The organism is Thiohalocapsa halophila, assembly GCF_016583825.1.
Taxonomy (GTDB): Bacteria; Pseudomonadota; Gammaproteobacteria; order Chromatiales; family Chromatiaceae; genus Thiohalocapsa; species Thiohalocapsa halophila.
Genome location: NZ_NRRV01000074.1, coordinates 1 through 25,244, shown reverse-complemented (window position 1 = coordinate 25,244; position 25,244 = coordinate 1). Strand labels below are relative to the sequence as shown.

Below are 25,244 nucleotides of genomic sequence, written 5' to 3'. Positions count from 1 at the left end.
CCCCAATCGGCCCAGCCCCCAATCTGCCCGGCCTTGGTCTGCCCGGCGTCGGTCGGGGCGGCACCTGGGCTACCAGCCCGGGGTGCCTACCGACCGACAGCCTCGGTCAGCCGAAGTCCGCAGCTGCGAGCACGGCAGAGACGCAGCCGAGGCACCCGATCGAAGACGCTGCGCGTGGCCGAGATCGTCGCCGCGCGCAGCGTCGACAACGACAGCAGCCTAGCTGGGCAACGCCGCACTAGACAGCCGCCTCGTTCTCCTCGCCGGTGCGGATGCGCACCACCCGGTCGATGGTGCTGATGAAGATCTTGCCGTCGCCGATCTTGCCCGTGCGCGCCGCTTTGGTGACGGCATCGACACAGATGTCGAGCTGGTCATCGGCAACCACCAGCTCGATCTTCACCTTGGGCAGGAAATCCACCACGTACTCGGCGCCCCGGTAGAGCTCCGTGTGGCCCTTCTGGCGGCCGAAACCCTTGACCTCGATGGCGGTCATGCCCGTGATACCGGCCTGGGACAGGGCCTCGCGGACGTCGTCGAGCTTGAATGGCTTGATGATGGCTTCGACCTTCTTCATCGGGTCCTCCCGTTGGGGCTGGAGACAGGCGTTGGTCATGGAGTATAAGAGCGCACCGCCGTCGGCACCAGCGGCGTGGAGGGCGAGCTACCGCGGAGGTGACATGGAGTTGCCGGCGCCAGCACGGGCCTGCCGATGGCCGAGCCCGACGCAGCCGCCGGCAGACACTCGCCCGCGCTCAAGCCGCCAGCGCCTGCGCGACAGCAGCGCCCATGTCCGCCGGCGAGCGAACAGTGGTGATGCCGGCAGCGGCCAGTGCCCGGTACTTGCCTTCGGCCGTGCCGGCGCCGCCGCTGACGATGGCCCCGGCATGCCCCATGCGCTTCCCCGGCGGCGCGGTGACGCCGGCGACATAGGCCACCACGGGCTTGGTGACGTGCTCGGCGATGTGGGCCGCCGCGCGCTCCTCGTCATCGCCGCCGATCTCCCCCACCAGCAGCACGGCCTCGGTCTGCGGGTCCTGCTCGAACAGGTCCAGGCAGGCGATGAAATCCAGGCCGTGGATGGGGTCGCCGCCGATGCCGATGCAGGTGCTCTGGCCGAGGCCGGCGGCGGTGGTCTGGTGCACTGCCTCGTAGGTCAGGGTGCCGGAGCGCGAGACGATGCCGACGCGCCCGGGGCTGTGAATCGCCCCCGGCATGATGCCGATCTTGCAGCCGCCGGGGGTGATGATGCCGGGGCAGTTGGGTCCGATCAGCACGCTGTCGTGCCCGGCAAGGGCCGCACGCACCCGCAGCATATCCAGCACCGGGATGCCCTCGGTAATGCAGACGATGACCCGGACGCCGGCGTCCGCGGCCTCCATGACGGCGTCCGGCGCAAAGGGCGCCGGGACATAGATCATGGTGGCGTCGGCGCCGGTGGCGGCCACGGCATCGTGCACGGTGTCGAACACGGGTCGGTCCAGGTGGCGCTGACCGCCCTTGCCCGGGGTGACGCCCCCCACCAGCTGCGTGCCATAGGCGATGGCCTGCTCGCTGTGGAAGGTTCCCTGCTTGCCGGTAAAGCCCTGGCAGATGACCCGTGTGTCCGCGTCGACGAGAACGCCCATGATTCGCTCCTCTAGGTAGATGCCGATGATTGGCCGTCCTGGCCCGCACAGGAAACGCCAATCGATCGGCATTCACCGAGCTCAGCGCTGTTGAAGCTCGGAGACCCTTCTTGCTCCCGATCAGAGGTCGGTATCGGCATCGCCCGGCGCGGTCGCTCGCAGTCAGTCGCCGGCGGCGGCGGCGACGGCCCGCTGCGCGGCGTCGGTCAGGCTGCTCGCCGTGGTGAGCGCCAAGCCGCTGTCGGCGAGCAGCGCCAGGCCCTCGGTGGCGCGGGTACCCTCCAGGCGCACCACCAGCGGCACATCTAGGGCCACCTCGCGGGCGGCGGCGATGATGCCCTCGGCGATGAGATCGCAGCGCACGATGCCGCCGAAGATGTTCACCAGCACGGCGCGCACCCGCCCGTCGCTTAGGATCAGCTTGAAGGCTTCGGCCACCCGCTCCGCGCTGGTGCCGCCGCCGACATCCAGAAAATTGGCCGGCTTCCCGCCATGGAGCTGCACCAGATCCATGGTGGCCATGGCCAGTCCGGCGCCGTTGACCATGCAGCCGATGTCGCCGTCCAGGGCGATATAGCTCAGCTGATGTGCCGCGGCGGCGAGCTCCCGAGCGTCCTCCTGGGAGGTGTCCCGCAGCGCCGCCAGCTCGGTATGGCGATAGAGGGCGTTGTCGTCCAGGTTGACCTTGGCGTCCAGCGCCAGCAGCCGGCCATCGCCGGTGATTACCAGTGGGTTGATCTCCACCAGGCTTGCATCCGCCCCCTGCAAGAGCCGGTAGAGTGCCTGCAGGGTCTCGCCGAGCGCCGCCACCTGCGGCTTGTCCAGGCCGAGCCCATAGCCCAGGCGCCGCGCCTGCCAAGGCAACAGGCCCATGGCTGGGTCGACACGGGTCAGCAGCAGTCGCTCGGGTGATTCTGCGGCGACGGTCTCGATGTCCATACCGCCGGCTGCGGAGGCCATGAAGGCCACCCGGCCCGCGGCCCGATCCACCAGGGCCGCGAGATAAAGCTCGCGGGCGACGGCCGAGACCGACTCCACCAGCACTTGCCCCACCGGCAGGCCCTCGCGCCCGCTCTGGTGCGTGACGAGCCGCGAGCCGAGCAGCGCCCGCGCCGCCGCGCCCACGTCGGCCGCGCTGGTGCAGCGGCGCACGCCGCCGGCCTTGCCGCGGCCGCCGGTGTGCACCTGCGCCTTCACTACCCAGCCCGTACCGCCGAGCGCACGGGCCGCTGCCACTGCGGCCTCGACGCTGTCCGCCACTCGCCCCGGCGGCACCGGGACGCCGTGGTCGGCGAACAGCGTCTTGGCCTGGTATTCGTGCAGATGCATGGCGGTGTCGGCGGCGGTTGGCAGCGAGCCCGGCGGGCAGCGCAGGGAATCCGATATTCTGTGCCAATGCATTTCCGCTGGCAAAGGCAGAAGCGCGGCGAGCTCGAGCGCAACCGGCATGGATCAGGACTCAGCCCTTTCGACTGACGGCACCGGCGCGATCCGGCGAGTGTTTCGCGCCGACAGCGCCCTGACCTGGCTCTTTCTGTACCGGCTGGTGCTCGCGGCGCTGCTGTTGCTGCTGTTCTCGTATCCGGTAGCGCAGCCCTGGCTCGGCACCAGCGCCACCGTGGACGCCGCGCGCATCGTCCTCGGCCTGCACGGCCTGAGCATTCTCGCCGGCGGCCTGATGATCGGCTCCCAGCGGCCCAGCCGCGCACACCAGATTCAGATCGCGATCTTTCTCGACATCGCGGTCTACACACTGCTGATGCACCTCGCCGGCGGCGTCGCCAGCGGGCTCGGGCTGCTGCCCGCCATCGCCGTCATCGCGGGCGCCATTCTCATGGAGGGCCGGCTGTCGCTGTTGTTCGCATCCCTGGCGACGCTCGCCGTCATAACCCAGCAGCTCTACTCCCAGCTCTACGACGGCACCCAGTCCGGCACTTACACCCAGGCGGGCTTGCTGGGGCTGACCTACTTCGCCGTGGCGCTGCTCGCGCACGTGATGACCCGCCGCCTGCGCGAGACCGAGCGCCTGGCCGCCCGGCGCAAGGTCGACCTCGCAGACCTGTCGCGGCTCAACGAGCACGTCATCCAGCGCATGTCCATGGGGGTGGTGGCCATCGACGGCGAGCGCCGATTGCTACTGTTGAACAATGCCGCCCGGCGGCTGCTCGGCGCGCCGCAGGCACAGCCCGGCGACAGCCTGTTCCTGCTGGCACCGACACTGCGGGACTGGTTCCTGGAGCGGCTGCGCGACGGCAGTGACGGCGAGCAGGACGACACCTTGGTGCAGATCGGCGACAACGAGGTGCTGCCGAGCCTGCGGCTGTTGGGGCAGGGCCGCGCCTATGGCGCACTCATCTATCTGCGCGACCGCCGCGAGCTGGTGCGCCAGGCGCAGGAGATGAAGCTCGCGGCACTGGGGCGGCTCACCGCGAGCATCGCCCACAACATCCGCAACCCGTTGTCGTCGGTGACGCATGCGGCGCAGCTGCTCGGGGAATCCGAGCACATCGACGCAGCCGATGCCAACCTGCTCGAGATTTTGCAGCGCAATGCGCTGCGCATCGACGAGACGGTCACCAGCATCCTACAGCTATCGCGGCGCCATGCCGCCGAGCGCAACGACGTGGATCTCGCGGCATGGGTCCGGGAGTTCGCCGACGAGTACCGCGAGAGCCACCCCGACCGCGCCGCACGCATGCGCGTGGTGGCGGCGACCAACCCACTGCCCCTGCGCGTCGACGCGCGCCACCTGGGTCAGATCCTGCGCAATCTCTGCGACAATGCCTTCAAGCACGGCACCCGCGACGGCGCGCCGCCGCAGGTGGTGCTGCGCGCCGCCCGCGACGGGCGCACAGGGACCGTACAGCTGGACGTGATGGACACCGGCCCCGGCATCCCCCCAGAGAACCGCCGCCAGATTTTCGAGCCCTTCTTCACGACCTCGGTCAGCGGCACGGGGCTCGGTCTCTATATTGCGCGGGAGTTGGCAGAAGCGAACGGAATTCGGTTGGAGTATAGTCCCGCTGAGCTGACGGAAGGCCGTTTTCGCTTGACATTCGGCCCGCACCGGATCGCGGAGGCTGCCGCCGACGCGGCGGTCTAAGCCCCGCGCCGAGCCGGGCACCGCGGCGCCGGCACCACCCCTGTCGGTCGCCTGTTTGCCGCGGCTGCGCCCGGGCGCCACACGGGTGCCGAGCGACGCGCCGAGCCGTCCACCGCAAGCCCCATCACGAGTCCCGAACTGCGAGCCCCTGAGCTCCGAGCCAATGTCCAAATCGCCAGCGCACAAAGCGACTGCGCTCATCGTCGACGACGAGCCCGACATCCTGGAGCTGGTCAGCATCACCTGTGCCCGGCTCGGCGTCGTTGCGGGCACCGCCGGCAGCCTGGCCGAAGCCCGCGGGCTGCTGGCCCGGCGCAGCTTCGATCTCTGTCTCACGGATATGCGCCTGCCCGACGGCGACGGCATCGAGCTGGTGCGCGAGATCGGCGCGCACCACCCGGAGACGCCGGTGGCCATGATCACGGCCTACGGCAACATGGAATCCGCCGTGACGGCCATGAAGGCGGGCGCCTTCGACTTCGTCGCCAAGCCCCTGGATCTGCATGTGCTGCGGGACCTCATTCACGCCGCGCTCAAGCTGGGAGCGCCGCTCGCGCCGGCCGTCACCGACGCCGACGGCAGCGATTCCGGCCTGCTCGGCACCTCGGCACAGATGCGCGAGATCCGCACCCTCATCGCCAAGCTGGCCCGCAATCAGGCGCCGGTGTTCATCAGCGGCGCAAGCGGCACCGGCAAGGAGCTCGCCGCCCGCCTGGTGCACAGCCTGGGGCCGCGGGCGGATGCCCCCTTCGTGCCCGTGAACTGCGGCGCCATTCCCGGCGAGCTGGTGGAGAGCGAGCTCTTCGGCCACCGCAAAGGCAGTTTCACCGGCGCCGTCAGCGACAAGCAGGGACTGTTCCAGGCCGCCCAGGGCGGCACCCTGTTCCTGGACGAGATCGCCGACCTGCCCCTGCCCATGCAGGTGAAGCTGCTGCGCGCCATTCAGCAGAAAAGCGTGCGGCCCGTCGGCGCCGAGCGGGAAGTGCCGGTGGACGTGCGCATCATCAGCGCCAGCCACCACGACCTGAAACAGGCCGTGGACCGCGGCGCCTTCCGCCAGGACCTCTTCTACCGCATCAACGTCATCGAGCTGTTCATCCCGCCGCTGCGCGAGCGCCCGGAGGACATCGACGTCCTCGCCGACAGCATCCTCAGGCGCATCGCCGCACAGATCGGCGGCGAGCCGCAGCGCCTGTCCGCCGACGCCCGAGCGACGCTGCACTGCCACGACTTCCCCGGCAATGTCCGCGAGCTGGAGAACATCCTGGAGCGGGCCACCGCGCTGTCCGACGCAGCGGTGCTGGAGGTGGCGGACCTGCGGCTGCCGGATCGCCAAGCGAGCGCGGCCGAGACGCAGCCCGGTAGCAGCGACGCGGCGGAATCGGTCGCGCCGACATCGCCCCAGCAGCAGACCGCCGACGCACCCGACGCGGACATCGACATCGGCGATCGGCCCCTGGAAGCCAAGCTGGACGAGATCGAAAAAAAGGCCATACTCAAGGCCCTGGACACCACCCACTGGAACCGCACCGCCGCGGCCAAGCTGCTCGGCATGACCCCACGCTCGCTGCGCTACCGGCTGAGCAAGCTCGGCCTGGACTGATCGGGCGCCCGGAGACTGGCCTGTCGCCGCAACGCAGGACGCAGAGACAGCAGCCGCCCCCAGCAGCAATCCCGCCGTGTCAGCCACCAACAGCAACGCCACCGCCTTCGCCCACTGGTTCCGCCAGTGCACGCCCTACATCCATGCCCACCGCGGGCGGACCTTCGTCATCGCCTTCGGCGGCGAGGCCCTGGACGACCCGGCGCTGCCGGCGTTGGTGCACGACATCGCCCTGCTGCATGGCCTGGGTATCCGGCTGGTGCTGGTACACGGCGCCCGGCCGCAGATCGAGCGGCGCCTCGCCGAGCGCGGCGCCGAGATGCACTATGTCGGCGGGCTGCGCATCACCGACGATCAGGCGCTCAGCTGTGTCAAGGAGGCCGCCGGCAGCGCCCGGGTGGAGCTGGAGGCGCTCCTGTCCATGGGGCTCGCCAACTCGCCCATGGCCGGCGTGCGCATCCCCGTGGCCTCCGGCAACTTCACCATCGCCCGGCCCATCGGCGTGCTCGAGGGCGTGGACTATCAGCACACGGGCAAGGTGCGGCGCATCGACCGCGAGGCGCTGCGCGCGGCGCTCGACGCCGGCGCCGTGGCGCTGATGCCGCCCATCGGCTACTCCCCCACCGGCGAGGTCTTCAACCTGGCGGCCGCCGACGTGGCCCGAGCCGCCGCGGTGGCGCTGGCGGCGGACAAGCTGATCTTTCTGGCGGAAGGCGGCGGCGTCACCGGTACTGACGGCCGCCCCGCCTCGAACCTGCTGGCCGGCGACGTGGACGCACTGCTGGCGGAGCACACCGCGCCGGAGGAGCTGGCACAGGCGCTGCGTGCCGGCGCCGACGCCTGCCGCAGCGGCATCCGCCGCGTGCACCTGATCCCGCGCCGGCGCGACGGCGCCCTGCTGCAGGAGCTCTTCACCCGCGACGGCGCCGGCACGCTCATCTCCGACCGCCCCTTCGAGGAGCTGCGCCCGGCGCGCATCGACGACATCCCGGGCATCCGCGCCCTGCTGGAGCCGCTGGAGCAGGCGGGCGTGCTGGTGCCCCGCCCGCGCGAGGACCTGGAAGAGGTCATCGACCGCTTCCGCGTCACCGAGCGCGACGGCACCGTGGTCTCCTGCGCGGCCCTGTTCTGCTGGCCCGGCGAGCAGACCGGCGAGCTGGCCTGTGTCGCCGTGCATCCGGACTATCGCACCCGCGGCCGCGGCGACCGCCTGCTCGCGCACATGGAGGCCCTCGCCCGCGAGCGCGGCCTGACCCGGCTCTTCGTCCTCACCACCCAGAGCGCGCATTGGTTTCGTGAGCGCGGCTTCGAGCCCGCCGGCGTCGACGACCTGCCGCCGCCCCGACGGGCCGCCTACAACGCCCGGCGCAGCTCCAAGGTCTACATCAAGCGCCTCACCGGCACCGAGCCGTGACCTTGTCAGCGGCTGTGTGCCGCAGCGCAACAGCACGGCGGGCTCAACACGGGCCGGGCTCGGGCGGTGCCGCGGCGATGCGCAGCACGTGCCGGACGGCGACGTTGACCACGGCGACGTCATCGGGCTAAATGCCGAGAACATCGAATCCTATCAACGACATCCGGTCCGCGGGGCCGGGAGCACACCATGTCCGACACCGCGCTGCGGCTGCCGACTCTGCCGACCGAAGACGACCTGCCCTGCGATGACGGAGAGCCGATGGAGACGCTGCGCCACCGCCTGCAGATGGAGCTGCTGATCCATGGCCTGACGCCCTGGGCGCGGGCCCGCGGCGACTGCTTCGTCGGCGGCAACATGTTCCTGTACTTCAGCAGCGAACAGCTGCGCGACAAGGATTTCCGCGGACCGGATGTCTTCGCGGTACTCGGCGTGTCCCCGCACGAGCGCAAGAGCTGGGTCGTCTGGGACGAGGAAAAGGCCCCGGACGTCATCATCGAGCTGCTGTCCGACAGCACCGCCCAGACCGACAAAATCGAGAAGAAGCGCATCTACCAGGATCGACTGCGCGTGGCCGAGTACTTCTGGTTCGACCCCTGGAACCCGGAGGACTTCGCCGGCTTCACCCTGACGGATGGCCGCTACCGGCCGCTGACGCCCGACGCGCCCGGCCGCATTCCGAGCCCGCTGCTGAATCTTTCGCTGCGCTGGTGGGACGGCGAATACGCCGGCATCGAGACCCGCTGGCTGCGCTGGGCCGATGCCGACGGCAACATCCTGCCCACCGACACCGAGGCCGCCCAGGCGGCGGCGCAGGCGGCACAAGCGGCAGCGCAGGCCGCACAGACAGAGGCCGCCACCGCGAAGGCAGACGCCGATGCGGCCCGCACCGAGGCGCACACCGCCAAGTCCGCCGCGGCAGCGTCCGCAGCCGAGGCCAAGACGGCGCAGGCCGATGCAGCAGCCACAAAGGCCGAAGCCGCCGCCGCCGAGGCCCGCGCCCGCGACGCCGAGGCCGAGCTTGAGCGCCTGCGCGCACGGCTTGCAGAGGGGAAGGACCGCGACGGGTAACCCCGCCGCGCGGTGCAGCCACTAGGCGGCCGTCACCGGGCCCGGGAGCGGGCCCAACAAGGGCCGGGCAGATCGCCGTCGAATCGGGGCGCTCTGCTGCGGCGCTCCGCGCTGTCCGCCGCGCGCAGCCTTTCGCCAGACGCCCCTCCTCGGACAGTCTTGCGGCTTACCACACTAGAGACGAAAGCCGCCAGGCGTTAGGCTGATAGCCCGAGTCCAGTGCCAGCCCTACACCCATGTCCGACGAGCGTCGTTCCCTCTATATCGCACTCATCAGTGTCCACGGCCTGATCCGCGGCCGGAATCTGGAGCTCGGCCGGGATGCCGACACCGGCGGGCAGGTCCTCTACGTGGTTGAGCTGGCGCGGGCATTGGCGGCCCGCGAGAACGTCGAGCGGGTGGATCTGTTCACGCGGCTGGTGGACGACCCGAACGTCGACCGCGACTATGCCGAGCCGCTGGAGGACCTGGGCGACGGCGCGCGCATCGTACGCGTGGAGGCCGGTCCGCCCGGCTACCTGCCCAAAGAGCAGCTCTGGGATCACCTGGACGCCTTCTCCGACAATATGCTGGCCTTCCTGCGCGAGCAGGACGACCTGCCGCAGCTGCTGCACAGCCACTATGCGGACGCGGGCTATGTGGGTGCCAGGCTCACGGCCCAGCTCGGCGTGCCGCTGGTGCACACCGGCCACTCCCTGGGCCGGGTCAAGCGCCAGCGCCTGCTCGCCTCCGGCATCAAGCAGGAGGCCATCGACGAGCGCTACAACATGGACCGGCGCATCGACGCCGAGGAAGAGACCCTCGCCGCCGCGGCCCTGGTGATCACCAGCACCACCCAGGAGATCGAAGAGCAGTACGGGCTCTACGACCACTACCAGCCCGAGCGCATGAGCGTCATCCCGCCGGGCACGGACCTCAAGCGCTTCCATCCGCCGGACGGGGCCGAGCAGCGCGCGCCCATTGGCCAGGAGCTCAAGCGCTTCCTGCACCAGCCGCGCAAGCCCATGATCCTGGCCCTCTCCCGACCGGACGAGCGCAAGAACATCGCCACCCTGGTGGAGGCCTACGGCGAATCCGAAGAGCTGCAGGAGCTGGCCAATCTGGTCATCGTCGCCGGCAACCGCGACGACATCCGCGAGCTGGACGCGGGCGCCCAGCAGGTGCTGACGGATATCCTCATCCTCATCGACCTCTACGACCTCTACAGCCGCGTCGCCTATCCCAAGCACCACAGCTCCGACGAAGTCCCGATCCTCTATCAGCTGGCGGCGGCGTCCCGCGGCGTGTTCATCAACCCGGCGCTCACCGAGCCCTTCGGCCTGACGCTCATCGAGGCCGCCGCCAGCGGCCTGCCCATCGTCGCCACCGAGGACGGCGGGCCCATCGACATCGTCAAGCACTGCTCCAACGGCATCCTCATCGACCCGTTGGACACCCAGGACATCACCAAGGCCCTGCTGAAGATCCTGAGCGACCGCAACCGCTGGCGCCAGTACGCCAAGAACGGCGTCGAAGGGGTCAAGCAGCACTACTCCTGGGAGGCCCATGCCGAGAGCTACATGAACGCCGTCGCCCCCCTGCTGGCGCAGGTGGAGCCGGCGCCGCGGGCGCCGGTCACCCGCCGTCCCATGCTCTATCACGACCGCGCCATCTTCACGGACCTGGACCAGAACCTGCTTGGCGACCCGGACGCCCTGGCGGACTTCATCCGCATCATCCGCGAGAACCGCAAGTGCACCAGCTTCGGCATCGCCACCGGGCGCCGCCTGGACTCCGCGCTGGCCACCATGCGCCGCTACGGCATCCCGCGCCCGGACGTGCTCATTACCGGCCTCGGCACCGAGATCTACTACGCGCCGCAGCTCACCCGCGACTATGCTTGGTCGCGCTACATCGACTACCTGTGGTATCCGCGGCGGGTGCGGGACGCGCTGGCGGACCTGCCCGGTATCGAGCGCCAGCCGCGCACCGAGCAGAGCCGCTTCAAGGTGAGCTTCTATATCGACCCGGAGGTCGCGCCGAGCCTGGACGAGATCGGCAGCCTGCTGCACCAGGCGGACCTGCACGTGCAGCTGAACCTCTCCTTCGGGCAGTTCCTGGACGTGGTGCCTGCGCGCGCATCCAAGGGGCTTGCGCTGCGCTATGTGGCCGACCAGTGGGGCATCCCGCTGGAGCACTGCCTGGCGGCGGGCGGCAGCGGCGCCGACGAGGATATGATGCGCGGCAACACCCTTGCCGTGGTGGTAGCCAACCGCCATCACGAGGAGCTGTCCAAGCTCATCGACACCGAGGGCATCTATTTCGCGGAGGCGCCCTACGCCGCCGGCATCATGGAGGCCATCGACTACTACCGCTTCTTCGAAGCCTGCCAGGTGCCGAAAGCATCGACGCCGAAGACGGGCAACTGAGCCACCCCGGCGGACGGCGCCCCATGCGTCCGCCGGCACCCACCATCCTCAACCGCACAGCAAAGGGGGCAGCATGTCCGCACCCGACAGCGCCATCCTCGTCTGCACCGACCTGGATCGCACTCTATTGCCCAACGGCTCCCAGCCGGAGTCCACCAGCGCCCGGCCGCGCTTTCGGGCGCTCGCGGCACATCCGGATGTGCGCGTCGCTTATGTGACGGGTCGCCACCACGCGCTGGTGGACCTGGCCATCAACGAGTTCGACATCCCGGTGCCGGACTTCCTCATCGGCGACGTGGGCACCAGCATCTACCGGGTGCAGGGCCGGGAATGGCTGCCGCAGCACGACTGGCAACGGCAAATCGCCGCCAGCTGGGGCGGGCGCGATGGCGACGCCCTGCACCAGCTCATCGCGGACGTGGACGGCCTGCTGTTGCAGGAGCCCGCCAAGCAGGGCCCCTGCAAGCTCAGCTATTACACGCCCGAAGAGTGGGACCGCCCGGCCCGGCTCGCCGAGATCGAAGCGCGCTTCGTCGCCGCCGGCGTCGCCGCGAACCTGGTCTGGAGCCTGGACGAGCATGCCGGCACCGGCCTGCTGGACGTGCTGCCGGCGGCGGCGAGCAAGCTCACCGCAGTGCAATGGCTGATCCAGCACGAAGGGCTGGAGGCCGGGCGCACCGTCTGCGCCGGCGACAGCGGCAACGACCTAGCCATGCTGACCGGCCCCATCAACGCCGTGCTGGTGGCCAATGCCACGGCGGACGTGCGCGCCGATGCCGCGAGCCTCGCCGAGGCCGCCGGCTACCCGGACCGGCTCTACCAGGCCAAGGGCGACTTCCACGGCATGAACGGCTACTACTCGGCGGGCATCCTGGAAGGCGTTGCCCACTACCTGCCTGAAACCGTGGCGCTTTGGGGAGACATCGAAGCCTGAGCGCACCGGGCCCAACCGGACGGGGCGGCGCCCGGCAGACGCTTGCCCCGAAAAAACGACCACCATGCATGACGACGACGACAACCAGCCCGAGCCACTACTGAGCCCCATCGAGGCGCGGGTCATCGGCGCCCTGATGGAGAAGCAGCGCACCACACCGGACCAGTATCCGCTGACGCTGAACGCCTTGGTGTCCGCCTGCAACCAAAAAAGCAGCCGCCACCCCGTGATGCACCTGACCCAGGGCGACGTGGGCCATACCGTGAACCAGCTGCGCGAGCGCGGTCTCATCCACGCCGGCTTCAGCGGCCGCACCGAGCGCTACGACCACAAGCTGGCCGGCACCTACATGCTCGACCGCCGCCAGCTCGGCCTGCTTTGCGCGCTGATGCTACGCGGCCCGCAGACGCCGGGCGAGCTGCGCACCAACGCCGCACGCCTCGCGGACCTGCCGGACCTCGCCACGGTGCACGAGACCCTCGACAGCCTCGTCGCCCACCAGCCGCCGCTGGTGCGCGAGCTACCCCGCCAGGCCGGCGCGCGCGAGCAGCGCTTCGCGCACCTGCTGTGCGGGGAGCCTAAGCTGGAGGCACTAACCACCCCCGCACCGAGCACCGGCGCAGCCAGCGATGCCGACCGCGGAGAGCTGGCCGAGCGCGTGGCGCAGCTGGAGCGGCGCATGGAGGACCTGGAGTCCGAGCTCAGCAGCCTGAAGGGCAGCCTGCCCTGACCCACGCGCGCTCACCCTGAGACCAGCCACCATTGCAGGATCAGCGTCAGCACCGACGCTAGGACCGCCGCCAGCGTGATCGGGATGCCGAGGACGATATAGCGCCAGACCGAGACCGACACCCCATGCAGGTGCAGCATCCGAAACCACATCAGCGCCGCGAGCGAGCCGACGGGCAGCATCTTCGGCCCCAGATCGCCACCGATCAGGGCCGCGTAGACCAGGAGGTTCTGCTGCAGCGCCGGCAGCGAAAAGTCCTCGATCACCCAGATCATCAGGCCCACGGTCGAATGATTGTTGATGAAGGCGGAGCTGACGGCGGCCGTTAGACTGGTCGACAGCAGCAACCCCGGCAGGGAGCCGCCGCCAAGCCGCGCAATGATGTCACCGAAGACATGGGTGATCCCGGCGTTGCGCAGCCCGACGGTGACGATCATGATGCCGCAGACGAAGACCAGCACGTGCCAATCGATACGCGCGAGGATAGGCAGCGGTGATTCACCGCGCCGAGCCAGCAGCGTCAGCAGCGACAGCGCGCCGGTGGCCGCCACCATCCAGGTGGGCAGCCCGGTCAACCGCTCGGTCAGGAAACCAAGCAGGGTCAAGACCAGAATGCCCGCCGTCGCCTGAAGCAGGCGCCGATCCGCGCTCTTCGGCAGCCCGAGCGCCCGCTCGGAACGCCGACAGCTCAGCGGCAGATCGCGGCGAAACGCAATCCGCAGCCCCCACCAGCTCACCGCCATGCTGACGACGGCCGGCAGCAGCATCCACATGCTGTATTCCACGAAATCGATGCCGAAGAAGCTCGCCGCGACGATGTTGATGGGGTTACTGATGACGAAGGCGCCAACGAGGTTACCGACATAGAGCACGGCGAAGTAATAGGGCAGGCGCTGGGATTCGCGCCATTCCGGCAGCGCGACGCGGTCCATCATGATCAGCACCATCGGCGTGAACAACAAGATCGCCGCGTCGTTGGTGAACAGGGCGCCTACCGCGGTGCCGGACCAGAAGATCAGCGTGAACAGGCGGCGCCCGTCGCCACCAGCCCCGCGGGCGATGGCCTCGCCGAGCAGCTCCAGCAGCCCGACGCGCGCCGCCACCAGCGTGATGGTCATCAACGACACGATGGTCGTCAGCGGCACCGCAAGGCGACGGACCGTATTCCAGGCAAGATCCAACGGCACGACGCCGCTCAGCAGCACCAATGTGGCCCCAATGAGCGCCGCCCCGGCGATGCCGATGCGCAGCGACGCAAGCTGCGGGCGCACCAACGCCAGCCCGATGGTTAAGGCCAGAATCGAGACCGGCATCGCGAATCTTGCAGCTTCGCCCATGACGCCGCTCCGTCAGGCGTCCGTCGCAGCGTCCACGCGCGAGAAGCGCGCCAGCACGGCGCCCACGTGTGTCTCGACGCCATAGCTCACGCGCACGGTGAGCGTCAGTAAGGTGCTGATCAGATAGCGGACAAGGCCGTAGAGCAGCGCGATGGTGGCGGACTCCGGAAAGCCCAGCCCACCGAGATAGAGCGCGGCCGCAAAGCCCCACTCGAACTGGCCGATGCCGCCCGGCGTCAGCGGGATCATGCGCGCGATATAGCCGCCCACAATGGCCATCACCAACAGGGAGAAGTCCACGTTGAGGATGACGTTCTCGGAGGTGAAGGCCATGACCGTCAGATAGGCGGCGAGGTGCTCCAGCGAGAACGCCAGGATCGACAACAGGCACCACTGGGCCAGATGCAGCGGGTCCCGCGCCAGCGCGGCCAAGGCGTGGCCCACCTCCGGCCAGATGCGCTGCCGGGTGCCGTCGTCCTCTGTCGGCCGGGTACCGCGCATGAACAGATACAGCACAAAGAAGATCACCAGCCCCCAGAACACCTGCGTCAGCCAGGTGCCCCAGCCCAACGCGATCAGGCCGACAAGGGAATAAAACAGGATCTCGAACCCCAAAAAGAGCCTGAGCATGAACAGCGCGTTCAGCGCATCGCGCAGGCGCTGCCCCTGCCCCGCCAGGGCCTGCGCGGTGGCCAGCTCGCCGATGTTGTACGGCAGCAGGCTGTTCAAGCCGACGCCGTAATAGAAGGCGCGGGTATGCTCGCCGAAGCCGCCGCCGACGCCGGAGAAGCGCGCCAGGCCATGGAATTGCACCGCCTTGACGAGCCAATAGATCAGCAGCAGCAGCACAACCACGAGCATGAGCCGCCAATCCACCGGGTCCTGCGAGAGCAGATAGAGCTCGACCTCGGGTATCCCGTGCACGAAGCCCATCTGCATGTCGTGATACTTGATGAAGCCGCCGGAGATCAACGCATCCAGCAGGCGGGTGTTGGCGAGTACGTTCCAAACCCCGGCTACGTCCACCAGGGCGACGATCAGCGCCGCCGCGATCAGATAGGACAACAGAAAGGTGCCGATCAGGTCGCCGACGCGGGTGACGGCGGCGGGGCTGCCGGTCGAATTCATTGCTGTCATGGCTCAATCCTCTGCTGCACGGTGCGGCACGCCCGCGGCCGGCCTCGGTGCCGCCGCAGCGCCATCGCCGCGCGCGGGCGGCAGGGCGGGCGGTGCGAAGGGCGGCCGGGCGTAGGCCGGACCATAGGCGCCGTGCGCTCTCGGCACAGCATAGCCGGGCGGGAGATGACGGCCATAGCCGGGCGCGGGTCCATAGCGGCCGGGATAGGCCGGCGCCGCCGGCCGCCGCGCCGGTGGTGGCGCAGAGGTCTCCTGTGCCGGTGCTGGCCGGGCGGTGCCCGGCGCCAGCTCGGGTGCAGGCGTCGGCGCAGCAGGCGTGAACGCCTGTGCACCCGGCGCGGGCATCGGCGCAGACGGTATCGCCGCAGCAGGCGCGGGCGTCGGTGCAGCGGGCGGTGCGGGCATCGGTGCCGTCCGTCTTGGCTCGCCGAGCCCGCTCCCTGCCCCAGCCCGGGGCGCCGCAGCATGCGCCGGCGGGCCGCCCCTCTCCGGACCCGCACCGCCGCGGTGCAACGCCAGCACCTCGCGTACGCCGTCCGCCAAGGTGTCCCCGAGCGCGACCTTGTCGCGGAACACCACCGCGACCTTCTTCATCTGGCTCACCGGGTTCTGCTCCGAGCGCAGGAAGATCGGCTCCACGTACAGCACCTCGTCACCGCCCGCATGGCTGAGGGGCAGCAGGATGGTATGGCCGCGGATCACCTCCATGCCGCGGCGGTTCCACCACGACAGCTTCTGCGAGATGCTCGGCTCCTGGTCGATGATCGCGTCCGCCTGCTCCGGCCCCATCACATAAGTCCCCTTCGGCACCTGCAGGACCATCTTCTTGCCGTAGTCCGGCCAATCCTGATAAACGATCGGGATGGCACGCAGGTTCAGCGCCTTCTCCGGTGTGAACACCATGGCCATGGCGTATTGAATCGACTCCGCCGACGCGGGCAGCGCACCGCCGGTCTCGAGCAGCAGCGGATAGGGCTCGATGGAGAAGGTAATGGCCTTGCCGCTGTCGAGCACCGGCCCGAGCACCTCGTCACCGTCGTCCCACATGTCCTCCAGGTTGAAGAAGTACATCGGGTCGGCCATGTGGTAGTAGATGTACAGGTCGTCAAACTGAAGATGGAACAGGTGCAGCGGATAGGTGAGCTGCTTGCGCACCCCCTCCGGCATCGCCTCCGCGGCGGCGAACAGCTCCGGATAGACCGTCGCCCAGGTGCGGACCACCGGCTGATCGCTGATTCGATACAGTCGGATGCTGCCGTCGAAGGCATCGACAGTCGCCTTCACGGAGTCCTCGACGTAGTTGATCCAGCGCGTCGGGCGCGGAAAGGCCGTGCGCTCGTCGGACTTGTCGCCGAGCTCGCCGCGCATGCTGTAGGGGTAGCGGTCCGAGGTGCTGAGCGCATTGACGATCCAGGTCAGCCGCCCATCGGCCACCACGGCGTAGGGATTGGTATCGAAATACAGAAAGGGCGCGACCTGCTCCAGGCGCTCGATGGGCGTGCGGATGTAATGCACGCGGGTGTTGTCCTTGATCAGGTCGCTGAACAGGAACTCGCTCAGGCGCCCGCTGCGCCAGCCGAGCACCAGACGCTTCAGGAATGAATCCAGATAAATGCCGGTGTGCACGTCTTCCGGCAACAGCAGCTCGGCGCGGTCCTGCTCGGTGGGATAGTCCAGCTCCTGCATCCGGTCCACGTTGCTGAAGGCCATGGTCTCGGCGCCCTCGCCGTAGTAGACCCGCTCGTTCTCCAGCGCCAGCGCCGGATCGGCCACCTTGGACGGGATGTCGAAGGAGACGAAGCGCGGGGTGCCTTCCACCGTCACGGCACCGGCCTCGGCGATGGCGACACCGAAGCCGTGCGTGAACAGCATGTAGCGCTGGCCCCAGTAGTTGAGCCAGGGCACCGGCTCGAACAGCGGCAGCTCGCGCACGGCGCTGACCAGCATGCGCTTCTCACCGTCCAGCTCATAGCGCACGTTGTCCACGCTCAGGAATCGATAATAGGTACGGAGCTTCTGCTCCTGCTGAAAGATGTCCAGCGTCGGGCCGTAGATCATCGGGTCGCCGCCCGTCACCAGGATGCGTTCGGCGTGCTGCGGGTCCAGCAGCCGCTCCAGGTAGGCCTGGAAGCCCGGCCACAGCGGCGCGTTGCGCAGCGTCGGGCTCGCCAGCAGCGCCTCGGCGTCCGGCAGCGGCGCATCCTGGCCGTTGGGCATGAAATCGATGGCCTCGATGTCCTCCAGCCCGTAGGCGGCGCGGGTGGCATCCACGTGCCGGGCAATGTAGGGCAGCTGCACGACCGGCTCGTTGGGCTTGACGGCCACGAGATCGCGCACCTCCACGCCGACCTTGAACGCGAAGTCGAGCGCCAGCAGGGCCGCGATCAGCCCGGCCGCCAGCCCCCAGCGGACCTTGCCCCGGCCGGGCGCCCCGTCGGGCTCGGCAGCACCGCACACCGCCTGCGCGAGCTGGCCGAGCAGCAACACGAACGCCAGCGCGATGCCGATCACTACCAGCGAGGTCACGTTGATGTAGTTCAGATTCGACAGCACCCCGGCCACGTCCAGCACGTCGGCGCCGACATAGACGCTGGAGTCCGTGTTGTCCCAGACGAGCATGTCGTAGCGCCTGAGCCAGACGCCGGCCGCGGCCACCAAGCCCACCAGCAGCACGCCCAGGCGCACAGGCGCAGTGGCGATGCCGCCGAGGAAGGCGCCGAGACGGCTCAGGTGCGCCGGCGGCTCGCCGCGCGGGCGCACGGCAAAGGCGCAGGCCACCGCCGAGCCGAGAAAGAGCAGCGTAGCCCCGAGCAGGAAGCGCCAGATGACCCAGAAGTAGGGCAGATCGAAGACGTAGAAGCCGAGGTCGTGCCCGAAAACCGGGTCCTCCTCGCCGAAGCCGACGGACTGGGTCCCGAACAGGAAGTCATGGTAGTGCAGCGCGAGCAGGTAGGCGGCGACCGTCGCGAGCAGGAAGCCCGGCGCCATGATCCAGCCGCGGGTCTTCAGCGGATGCAGAAAGGCCGGGATCCAGGCCGCCGCCGCATAGACGAAGAGCGCCAGCAGATACAGCACCGCACCCATGCGGAAGTTGGTCCAAAAGACCGATTGCAGGTCCAGGCTCTCCAAGAGCCAGTAGTGCGCCATCAGCACGCTGAGCTTGTCCAGCGTGAACAGGATGACCAGAATCGAGGCCAGGGTCACGGCCCGGGTCCAAAGCTTATGGCCGGACGGAGCCACAGGCGCCGCCATCAGCGGCACATCGGTGTCGAACGAAGACATACTGCTCATGGGGTCAGCGAGTGGGCTTGTTTTTCTGATCGGCTCCGGTCCAGCATCGGCCACAGGCGCGAAGGGCGCTGCTGCCACCACGTCCCGATGAGCCCGTAGACACGACAGGCGCGAGTCTTGAAAGGATTCCGGTGAAGATTCAACGTCGTCGTGCTTAGGCTGCGGGATGGCACGCGAATGGCGCCGTCTTCAGTGGCCGGCGGCAGGCGCCGATGCATCGCGAGCTGCTCCCTCAGCGATCTTGATGCAGCCCGGCTCAGGCCGGGGAGTCACCGTTGCGTCGACCAGCCGAAAAGGCGAGCGCCTCCGCCGGCCGGCTCAGCCGCCATCCCTGGCAAATTCCTCGAGCTGATGATCGATCTCAAGGCCGGATGGTCCAGACCCAGGGGAAGACTCGCCTCGTTCGCCTCAACGGCCGGCAGCAAAACGCCGCCAGCCCATCAGCCAGACGGCTCCGATCAACAGCAACGCCGGCGTTGCCGGGGCGGGCACCGCCGCTTCCGTGATCTCCAGAAGCGAGCCGGTGTAGTCGGTCCCCTGGAAGCGGTAATTGAAAACGGGACCGACAGCACCCGGGTTCAAGGTGCCGAAGCCCGCCGAGAAGGTAAACGCGAAGTCAGGGTCGCCGGACCCGACTTGGTAGGAGATTCCGGTGAAGGCGCCGCTGGCCAGCAGACCACTTTCGGCTGTAGGCCTCGTATCCGCATCGAGAAGACCGTAGCTCGCCGCAGCCCCCGCACTGTCGACGAAGCTGAACGAGAAGCTGCTCAGGTCGGTCGGGAACGGGAGCGACCCATCAAAGCTGAAGCTGCCCGTGAACGGGTTTCCGGGATCGGTGGCGAGGGCGCCGGCCGCATCGACGGTGAAGTCATAGTTGACGATCGCCGCCTGTGCGCTCCCGAGCCAGGAGCATGCGGCGATCAACGAGACAGCGAAGCGATGGCGAATCGGGCGGAGTTGCATGGAAGTTCTCCAGACAGTTGGATGAGAACCAGAGAATCAGGCAGTTGCGAGGGCTGCGGAGCCGTCAACAGACATACAGGCCGCGAAGACAGTCAGGGCCGCGCAGCCCAGGGCCGTCACGGACGCGACATCGGCTCAGGCGCTCTCGAAGACCCGTCAAAACACGAAGTTGTCGGCCACAACGGACCCCGATGGAACATTGAGCAGCGTCAGGAAGGGGGTAGCCGGAGCCGGCCCGGCGCTGCCGTCGGGGTCCACCAACAAGACCGTGCTGCCCGAGAACGGGAACAGCACGACATAGCCCTCGCCGAGCGGGTCGGCGGGGCTGCCGAACCCGGCAATGATTGCCGAGAGATCGAGCAACTCCGGTGCACCGGGGTCGAAATCGGTGATGGTCGTCCCGTTCAGCGTCAGGGTGTCGTAGACGAAAGTGTCGGTCCCAGGCCCGCCGGTCAGCATCTGCGCGGCACCGCTCGGGCGGATGATATCGTTCCCCGCAGCCGCATCGACGACACGATTGCCGGGTACGGCCTGCATGTCGTCATCAAGCTCGGTGCCCGGGAAATTTTCCTCGTCCGCACTGCCGTTGAGCACCGTCGAGCCGGTCACGCCGCCGCTGACGTCGGCCAGATCGGCGTCGCCGCCGGTCGCGTTGTTGCCCGACAGATCGACATCGCTCAATGAGGCCGAGACGATCCCGACCATCCCGTCGTTGAATATGCCACCGCCGGTGTCCCCAGCGCTGTTGCCCGCAACGCTTGTATTGCTCACGCTGAGGTTGCCGGTGGCCGGGAAGAGCACCGCCAGGCCATTGCTCAGCGCCGGGTTGAACCTGCTGTACTCGAACTTCTCGCCCGACCTCGGCAGGCTGCCGGCGCCGCCCCGGACGCCGACCTCGGCGTCGCTGCCGCGGGCGCGGTCGCTGTCCTCGACATCGGCGTACTGCATCAACACGTCGTTGCTGCCCTCGTATAGGATCATCTGGAAGGTGACGGCGCCGGCGTCCAAATCGCCCACGAATCCCATATCCTGATACTGGACGATGAAGCGGCGGTTCGGCGCGGTGCCGCGGGTGTCGTAGTAGAGCGTGCCCGTGGTCGGGTCCAGGTCATCGTTGAAGCCGAAGACGCTCGGATCAGTAGCGCTGCCGCCGAAGTAGAGCCGGCCGTCGTCGCTGATCCAGACATCCCCGGTCGTCACCTCGAAGGAGCGGAAGGGGAAGCCGATGGCGACCTGTTGGTCGCTGCCGTCGGCGAGCGCCAGCGGCGTACCGGTGGTCGAGATATCCTCGAAGCTGAAGGTCGGCCCCAGCGAGCTCTTGCTGTCGATGACGCTGTAGTCGGCATAACCGACGTTGGCGATGCCGCCGCCGCTCGCTGCCCCGGCGTCGTTGTTGCTGACGGTGCTGTCGGCGACGGTCAGGTTGCTGCTGATGACGCGGAAGCCGCCGCCGAGGCTGTCCGTCACCTCGGTCGGGGAGATGGTGTTGTTGACGTTGCGCGAGACATCGCTGGCATTGCGCACCTCGACAACGCTCTTGACCGCATCGATGCCGCCGCCGGTGACGCCGGTGCAACAGCCCGGTGGGCGTCCTTGGTCCGTTACATTGTCGGTCACCAGGCTGTTGTCGACGAGCACGGTGCTCATGCGCGCCATGATGCCGCCGCCGGCGCCGTTGCTCTCGTCCTGGGTGAAGACGTTGCCGGAGACCTCGCTGTCCTCGACTCGCACGGTGCCGAACAGGGTCATGATGCCGGCGCCGGAGGCATCGCAGCCGTCGCCGTCGAGGGTGTTGTTGATGATCTGGCTGCCGTTGACGATGGCCAGCTCGCCGCGGCGGTTGGCGGCGCCGCCGCCGTTGGGCTCATCACCGCAATACACCGTGTTGCCGGACACGACCGTGTCGTCCAGCGTCATGGTGCCGCTGCGGTTGCTGACGCCGCCGCCGTTTTGTCCGGCCGTATTGTTGCTGATGGTGCTGGCGGTCACGGTGATCGTGCCGCCGCGGTTGGCGAGGCCGCCGCCGTTGCCGGAGGTGTCGAGATCGGCCGGGTCCTCGCCGAGGTTGTCCGTGAAGCTGCTGGCATCGATGCTGGCGGTGCCGGTGTTGTAGAGCCCGGCGCCTTCGACATCGTCGCTGTTGCCGGTGGCACCGAAGGTGCTGTCGTTGTTCTGCACGGTCACGCTGCTCAGCACCAGATCGCCGGTGGCCGGCGCGAAGCGGATCGCGAGCGTGTCGCTCAGCACCGGCTGATCGACGCTGTACTGCACGCCGTCGAGCTGGGTCTCCGGACCGGAGATGCCGACCGTGGCCCCGCCGCCTTGGGTACGGGCATCGGTCGCCAAATCGACGTATTGGAACAGGATGTTGTTGGTCCCCTCCTCCAGGATCACCTGGAAGGTCGCAGCATCGGTGAAAGCAACGCAGCTGAAGCTGTCATCGCAGACCCGGATGCCGTCGTATTGAACGACGAACCGCCGGCTTGGTGCCGAACCGAGCGTCTGCACATAGACGTTGCCGGCGCCCTGGTCCAGGTTGTCCCAAAACGGGAACACGGCATCGTGGGGGTCGTCCTCGTCGGGGATGGGGTCGTTGAACCGGTTTGTCGTCCGGTTGTCGGTAAAGGTCAAGTAGCCTTCGCTGGAGACGAACACCTGCGTGTGCGTGCGGCCATAGAAGCTGAAGTCGAAGCCGATGGGCTCAAGCGAGCTGCCGGAAGGACCGAGATTCAGCGGCGTACCGCTCCCGGAGATGTCGGTGAAGCTGTAGGTCGGGCCGTCCGGTGCGTTGCTGTCGCTGATGCTGTAGAGCCCGTTCATGATGCCGCCGCCGTAGCGGCCGACGTTGTCCTCGATGATCGCGTCAGTGAGGGTCAGGTCGCCGGCGTTGCGGATGCCCCCGCCGCTGCCGACGGGCGGATGGCCGCCGCGGACGGTGACATCGTTGATCGCGACCGTGCCCTGCTGGATCTCGAAGACGCGATCGGTCGCGGCGCCCGCATCGTCCAGCGGCCCGCCGCCGCCGTCGATAACGGTGCTTGCCTGCCCGGCGCCGTTAATGGTCAGGTCATCGGTGATGTCCAGATCCCCGGTCAGCGCGCCCTCTTCCGGCGTGCCGGTGAGCGTCAGCGTGTAGGAGCCGACCGGCAGCGTGATGTCGTCGGCGCCTGGGTTGGCATTGGCGGCGATGATCGCCTCACGCAGCGAACAGTCTGTATCGCAGACACCGTCGGCGGTGTCGGCGGTCTTGGTGACGGTGAAGGTGGCGGCGCCGACGGTGCCAGCGGCGAGCAGCAGCGTCACCGCGAGCAGGCCCGGGCCTGCGAGTCGGAACCGAGAAGCAGTCGAGCTGGCGATTGCGGGGGTCGAGCCCCAGGTGGTCACTACTGCACGCATGGCGGTGACTTCCTCCGAGCGGGAACGATGTAGGGACCTAGCCGGCGGCTCCCGGCTATCGGGGCGCACTGGCCTGATCGCTCGGAAGTATACCCAGCGGGCGACTCAAGTAACACTCATCAGGGAACCGCAGCCCGACATCCTGACGCAGGCCCGTCGGAAGTGGGCCGGTTTGTACGTCAAAACCGGACGGCCCGCGGACCGCTTGCCGGTCAGCGGCGGGCCGCGGGGCGCCACGCTCCGGTGACTCTGCCGATGGGCATGCCCTGTCGCACGCTGCTCGCGGGCCAGTCGACCCGCGCTGCGGCGGGCACCGGGGACACGTCTCGGCTCATTCCCAGACGGGTGGCTCGGACAGCGGCGTGCCGGCCGCCGCGGGCCGGCCGGACCAGGGCGACGGCCCGGTCGCCGGGCGGATGCGCAGCACCGCGCCGTCCTCGCGCGTGACCTGGTGGATGTCGATCTCCGGCGGGTCCCCGTCCTCGACCTCCACCTCACCGTCGATGATCAGCAGCTCATCGGCGGGTAGGCCGAAGCGGTGATACCAGGCGGGGCCGCCCTCAACGATGATCCGGCCGGTGGCGTCCTCCACCAGGAACTCGTTGTCGCCGAGATCCTGGACAAGGCTGGCCGAGATCCGCACCCGCTGTTCGGGCCGCGGATCATCCAGGATGGCCGCGATGGGCAGGAAGTGAGCGGCGGGCGTCTCGGCGGCGGCGGGCACGGCGGCCAGGCCCGAGAGCGAGGCCGGCGCCGAGAGCAACAATAAGACAACGCGGCGTAACCGAAGCATGGCTCTTATCTCCAGAGGTTGACGGCATGGAGAATGTAGTGTCTCGGAGAGGCCGGCGGAAGGCCGACGGCAGCGACCGCAGCGCCTCTGCTGAGGTCGGTGCTCCGGGAGCCGGTCACCGAGCCGTTGCGCGCGGCGTGACGGGGGCAGCGGCGGTCGCCATCAACTGAGCTTGGTCGTGCGCCGAATCCAATCCCGGTGGTGGATGGATCACAGGCTCGATCATCGCGGCAGTGAGGCGGGGTCCAGGGGCCCGAGCCGTATGGTATCGGGCGCTGGGTCTGTGGCGCGGGGCGACGGGTATGCGTGCAGGATAGAAAAACGGCGGGCCTGGTGCGTCCCTCAAGATGGGGAGCAACCAGGCCCGCCGTTTTCATGAGATTTTGGAGCGGGAAACGAGACTCGAACTCGCGACCCCAACCTTGGCAAGGTTGTGCTCTACCAACTGAGCTATTCCCGCCTGAGAGCGCGCTAGTATAGCGCTGCTGCCGAGACTGTCAACCCGGTGTTTCGGTGCTGTGACAGAGCCTCTTGGCGTCGAGCTTCCTGCGCCGACCAGAGCGACACGGTGCTGCCGGCCCGTCGCGGCCCCAGGCCGCTCCCACGGGCAGGAGACCGGCCGCGGTCAGGCAACCGACGGCGGTCAGTCCTCGCCGGTGTCGACGGACGTGCGTGTCAGACTCGGCCAGGCCGCACGCAGATACAGCACCATGGACCACAGGGTCAGCAGTGCCGCGATATAGAGCAGCACCAGCCCAAGCCCCGTGACCGGCAGCCCGAGCACCGGTCCGCCCAGGACCAGGAGCACGATGGCCACCATCTGCGCCGTCGTCTTGAGCTTACCGGCCATGCTCACGGCCACCTGGGCGCGGGCGCCGATCTCCGCCATCCACTCGCGCAATGCGGACACGGTGATCTCCCGGCCGATGATCACCGCCGCCGGCAGCGCCAGCCAGACCGTGGCGTCGGCCTGTACCAGCAAGACCAGCGCCACGGCCACCATGAGCTTGTCCGCCACTGGGTCCAGGAAGGCCCCGAGCGGCGAGGTCTGCTCCCAGCGCCGGGCGAGCCAGCCGTCCAGCCAGTCCGTCAGGCCGGCCAGCGTAAACACCAGCGCACACACCGTCCGCGCCCAGGGCACGGGCAGGTAGAAGATCACCACGAACACCGGGATCAGCGCGATACGCAACAGCGTCAGGGCGTTCGGGATGTTCCAGACCAAGGCAGGGCTCCTACAGCGAGGTATCTACGGTGTGCTGCCGATCGATGAACGGCAGACGCAGTCATTCTAGCGGGAAGGGGCCCAGGCCGAGTCGAAACCATCTGGGGCGCGCGTTTCAATACGCAGTGCGGAGTGGGAAGTGCGCAGTGCGCAGTGCGTGGGCGCCACCCCGCACTGCGCACCCTTCCCCCGCACCGCGCACCTTCTTCCCGCA

Annotated in this window: 17 protein-coding genes and 1 tRNA gene; 7 read left to right on the top strand and 11 right to left on the bottom strand. The window is 68.5% G+C overall.

All coding sequences use genetic code 11. The features are described 5' to 3' along the window. Positions 1 to 238: 238 nt before the first annotated feature. The 3 genes from CKO31_RS21745 to sucC form a co-directional block, all read right to left on the bottom strand. Positions 239 to 577, bottom strand: coding sequence for a P-II family nitrogen regulator (locus tag CKO31_RS21745; RefSeq protein WP_200241438.1), 339 nt, complete (start codon positions 575 to 577; stop codon positions 239 to 241). Positions 578 to 755: 178 nt separating this feature from the next. Next, positions 756 to 1,628, bottom strand: a complete 873-nt coding sequence (sucD, locus tag CKO31_RS21740) for a succinate--CoA ligase subunit alpha (RefSeq protein WP_200241435.1) — start codon at positions 1,626 to 1,628, stop codon at positions 756 to 758. A gap of 162 nt (positions 1,629 to 1,790) precedes the next feature. Beyond that, positions 1,791 to 2,957 (bottom strand): ADP-forming succinate--CoA ligase subunit beta, encoded by a 1,167-nt coding sequence (gene sucC, locus CKO31_RS21735; RefSeq protein ID WP_200241441.1) that lies wholly within the window; start codon positions 2,955 to 2,957, stop codon positions 1,791 to 1,793. A 118-nt stretch (positions 2,958 to 3,075) separates the two neighbouring features. On the opposite strand from sucC, the gene CKO31_RS21730 reads away from it, so the two are divergent. The 7 genes from CKO31_RS21730 (at position 3,076) to CKO31_RS21700 (ending at position 12,891) form a co-directional block, all read left to right on the top strand. After that, the gene (locus CKO31_RS21730) at positions 3,076 to 4,731 is read left to right on the top strand and encodes a sensor histidine kinase (protein WP_200241432.1); all 1,656 of its coding nucleotides are present in this window, start codon (positions 3,076 to 3,078) and stop codon (positions 4,729 to 4,731) included. 163 nt (positions 4,732 to 4,894) lie between these two features. Further along, a complete protein-coding gene (locus tag CKO31_RS21725; RefSeq protein ID WP_200241429.1) occupies positions 4,895 to 6,334 on the top strand; it encodes a sigma-54-dependent transcriptional regulator in 1,440 nt (479 codons plus the stop codon). A gap of 76 nt (positions 6,335 to 6,410) precedes the next feature. Continuing rightward, positions 6,411 to 7,748 (top strand): amino-acid N-acetyltransferase, encoded by a 1,338-nt coding sequence (gene argA, locus CKO31_RS21720; RefSeq protein ID WP_200241426.1) that lies wholly within the window; start codon positions 6,411 to 6,413, stop codon positions 7,746 to 7,748. 189 nt (positions 7,749 to 7,937) lie between these two features. Further along, on the top strand, positions 7,938 to 8,819 hold the full coding sequence (locus CKO31_RS21715) for a Uma2 family endonuclease (RefSeq protein WP_200241424.1): 882 nt from the start codon (positions 7,938 to 7,940) through the stop codon (positions 8,817 to 8,819). 236 nt (positions 8,820 to 9,055) lie between these two features. Next, positions 9,056 to 11,227, top strand: a complete 2,172-nt coding sequence (locus tag CKO31_RS21710) for an HAD family hydrolase (RefSeq protein WP_200241421.1) — start codon at positions 9,056 to 9,058, stop codon at positions 11,225 to 11,227. A 73-nt stretch (positions 11,228 to 11,300) separates the two neighbouring features. Next, the gene (locus CKO31_RS21705; RefSeq protein ID WP_200241417.1) at positions 11,301 to 12,161 is read left to right on the top strand and encodes an HAD-IIB family hydrolase; all 861 of its coding nucleotides are present in this window, start codon (positions 11,301 to 11,303) and stop codon (positions 12,159 to 12,161) included. Between the two features lie 64 nt (positions 12,162 to 12,225). Then, the gene (locus tag CKO31_RS21700; protein ID WP_200241414.1) at positions 12,226 to 12,891 is read left to right on the top strand and encodes a YceH family protein; all 666 of its coding nucleotides are present in this window, start codon (positions 12,226 to 12,228) and stop codon (positions 12,889 to 12,891) included. An 11-nt stretch (positions 12,892 to 12,902) separates the two neighbouring features. Here the strand turns inward: CKO31_RS21700 and CKO31_RS21695 are convergent, their stop codons facing one another. The 8 genes from CKO31_RS21695 to pgsA form a co-directional block, all read right to left on the bottom strand. Then, a complete protein-coding gene (locus CKO31_RS21695) occupies positions 12,903 to 14,228 on the bottom strand; it encodes an ArsB/NhaD family transporter (protein WP_200241412.1) in 1,326 nt (441 codons plus the stop codon). Positions 14,229 to 14,240: 12 nt separating this feature from the next. Then, positions 14,241 to 15,365, bottom strand: a complete 1,125-nt coding sequence (locus tag CKO31_RS21690; RefSeq protein WP_200241409.1) for a lysylphosphatidylglycerol synthase transmembrane domain-containing protein — start codon at positions 15,363 to 15,365, stop codon at positions 14,241 to 14,243. A gap of 3 nt (positions 15,366 to 15,368) precedes the next feature. Then, positions 15,369 to 18,647 (bottom strand): UPF0182 family protein, encoded by a 3,279-nt coding sequence (locus CKO31_RS21685; protein ID WP_200241406.1) that lies wholly within the window; start codon positions 18,645 to 18,647, stop codon positions 15,369 to 15,371. Between the two features lie 417 nt (positions 18,648 to 19,064). Beyond that, positions 19,065 to 19,619, bottom strand: a complete 555-nt coding sequence (locus CKO31_RS21680) for a PEP-CTERM sorting domain-containing protein (RefSeq protein ID WP_200241404.1) — start codon at positions 19,617 to 19,619, stop codon at positions 19,065 to 19,067. A 156-nt stretch (positions 19,620 to 19,775) separates the two neighbouring features. Next, on the bottom strand, positions 19,776 to 23,015 hold the full coding sequence (locus CKO31_RS27310; RefSeq protein WP_200241390.1) for an NIDO-like domain-containing protein: 3,240 nt from the start codon (positions 23,013 to 23,015) through the stop codon (positions 19,776 to 19,778). Between the two features lie 331 nt (positions 23,016 to 23,346). Next, entirely contained in the window at positions 23,347 to 23,808 is a 462-nt protein-coding gene (locus tag CKO31_RS21670) for a hypothetical protein (protein ID WP_200241388.1), read from the bottom strand. A 384-nt stretch (positions 23,809 to 24,192) separates the two neighbouring features. Further along, a tRNA-Gly gene (locus CKO31_RS21665) sits at positions 24,193 to 24,268 on the bottom strand. Positions 24,269 to 24,451: 183 nt separating this feature from the next. Beyond that, positions 24,452 to 25,030: a CDP-diacylglycerol--glycerol-3-phosphate 3-phosphatidyltransferase gene (pgsA, locus tag CKO31_RS21660; protein WP_200241385.1), complete on the bottom strand. Its 579-nt coding sequence runs from the start codon at positions 25,028 to 25,030 to the stop codon at positions 24,452 to 24,454. Between the last annotated feature and the right edge of the window lie 214 nt (positions 25,031 to 25,244).

What these genes read in the sequence shown, in the direction of transcription:
- CKO31_RS21670 (WP_200241388.1), bottom strand. Translation starts at nt 23,808, where the DNA reads ATGCTTCGGTTACGCCGCGTTGTCTTATTGTTGCTCTCGGCGCCGGCC.
- CKO31_RS21705 (WP_200241417.1), top strand. Translation starts at nt 11,301, where the DNA reads ATGTCCGCACCCGACAGCGCCATCCTCGTCTGCACCGACCTGGATCGC.
- CKO31_RS21745 (WP_200241438.1), bottom strand. Translation starts at nt 577, where the DNA reads ATGAAGAAGGTCGAAGCCATCATCAAGCCATTCAAGCTCGACGACGTC.
- CKO31_RS27310 (WP_200241390.1), bottom strand. Translation starts at nt 23,015, where the DNA reads ATGCGTGCAGTAGTGACCACCTGGGGCTCGACCCCCGCAATCGCCAGC.
- CKO31_RS21710 (WP_200241421.1), top strand. Translation starts at nt 9,056, where the DNA reads ATGTCCGACGAGCGTCGTTCCCTCTATATCGCACTCATCAGTGTCCAC.
- CKO31_RS21730 (WP_200241432.1), top strand. Translation starts at nt 3,076, where the DNA reads ATGGATCAGGACTCAGCCCTTTCGACTGACGGCACCGGCGCGATCCGG.
- sucD (WP_200241435.1), bottom strand. Translation starts at nt 1,628, where the DNA reads ATGGGCGTTCTCGTCGACGCGGACACACGGGTCATCTGCCAGGGCTTT.
- sucC (WP_200241441.1), bottom strand. Translation starts at nt 2,957, where the DNA reads ATGCATCTGCACGAATACCAGGCCAAGACGCTGTTCGCCGACCACGGC.
- CKO31_RS21685 (WP_200241406.1), bottom strand. Translation starts at nt 18,647, where the DNA reads ATGTCTTCGTTCGACACCGATGTGCCGCTGATGGCGGCGCCTGTGGCT.
- CKO31_RS21690 (WP_200241409.1), bottom strand. Translation starts at nt 15,365, where the DNA reads ATGACAGCAATGAATTCGACCGGCAGCCCCGCCGCCGTCACCCGCGTC.
- CKO31_RS21725 (WP_200241429.1), top strand. Translation starts at nt 4,895, where the DNA reads ATGTCCAAATCGCCAGCGCACAAAGCGACTGCGCTCATCGTCGACGAC.
- CKO31_RS21700 (WP_200241414.1), top strand. Translation starts at nt 12,226, where the DNA reads ATGCATGACGACGACGACAACCAGCCCGAGCCACTACTGAGCCCCATC.
- CKO31_RS21715 (WP_200241424.1), top strand. Translation starts at nt 7,938, where the DNA reads ATGTCCGACACCGCGCTGCGGCTGCCGACTCTGCCGACCGAAGACGAC.
- CKO31_RS21680 (WP_200241404.1), bottom strand. Translation starts at nt 19,619, where the DNA reads ATGCAACTCCGCCCGATTCGCCATCGCTTCGCTGTCTCGTTGATCGCC.
- CKO31_RS21695 (WP_200241412.1), bottom strand. Translation starts at nt 14,228, where the DNA reads ATGGGCGAAGCTGCAAGATTCGCGATGCCGGTCTCGATTCTGGCCTTA.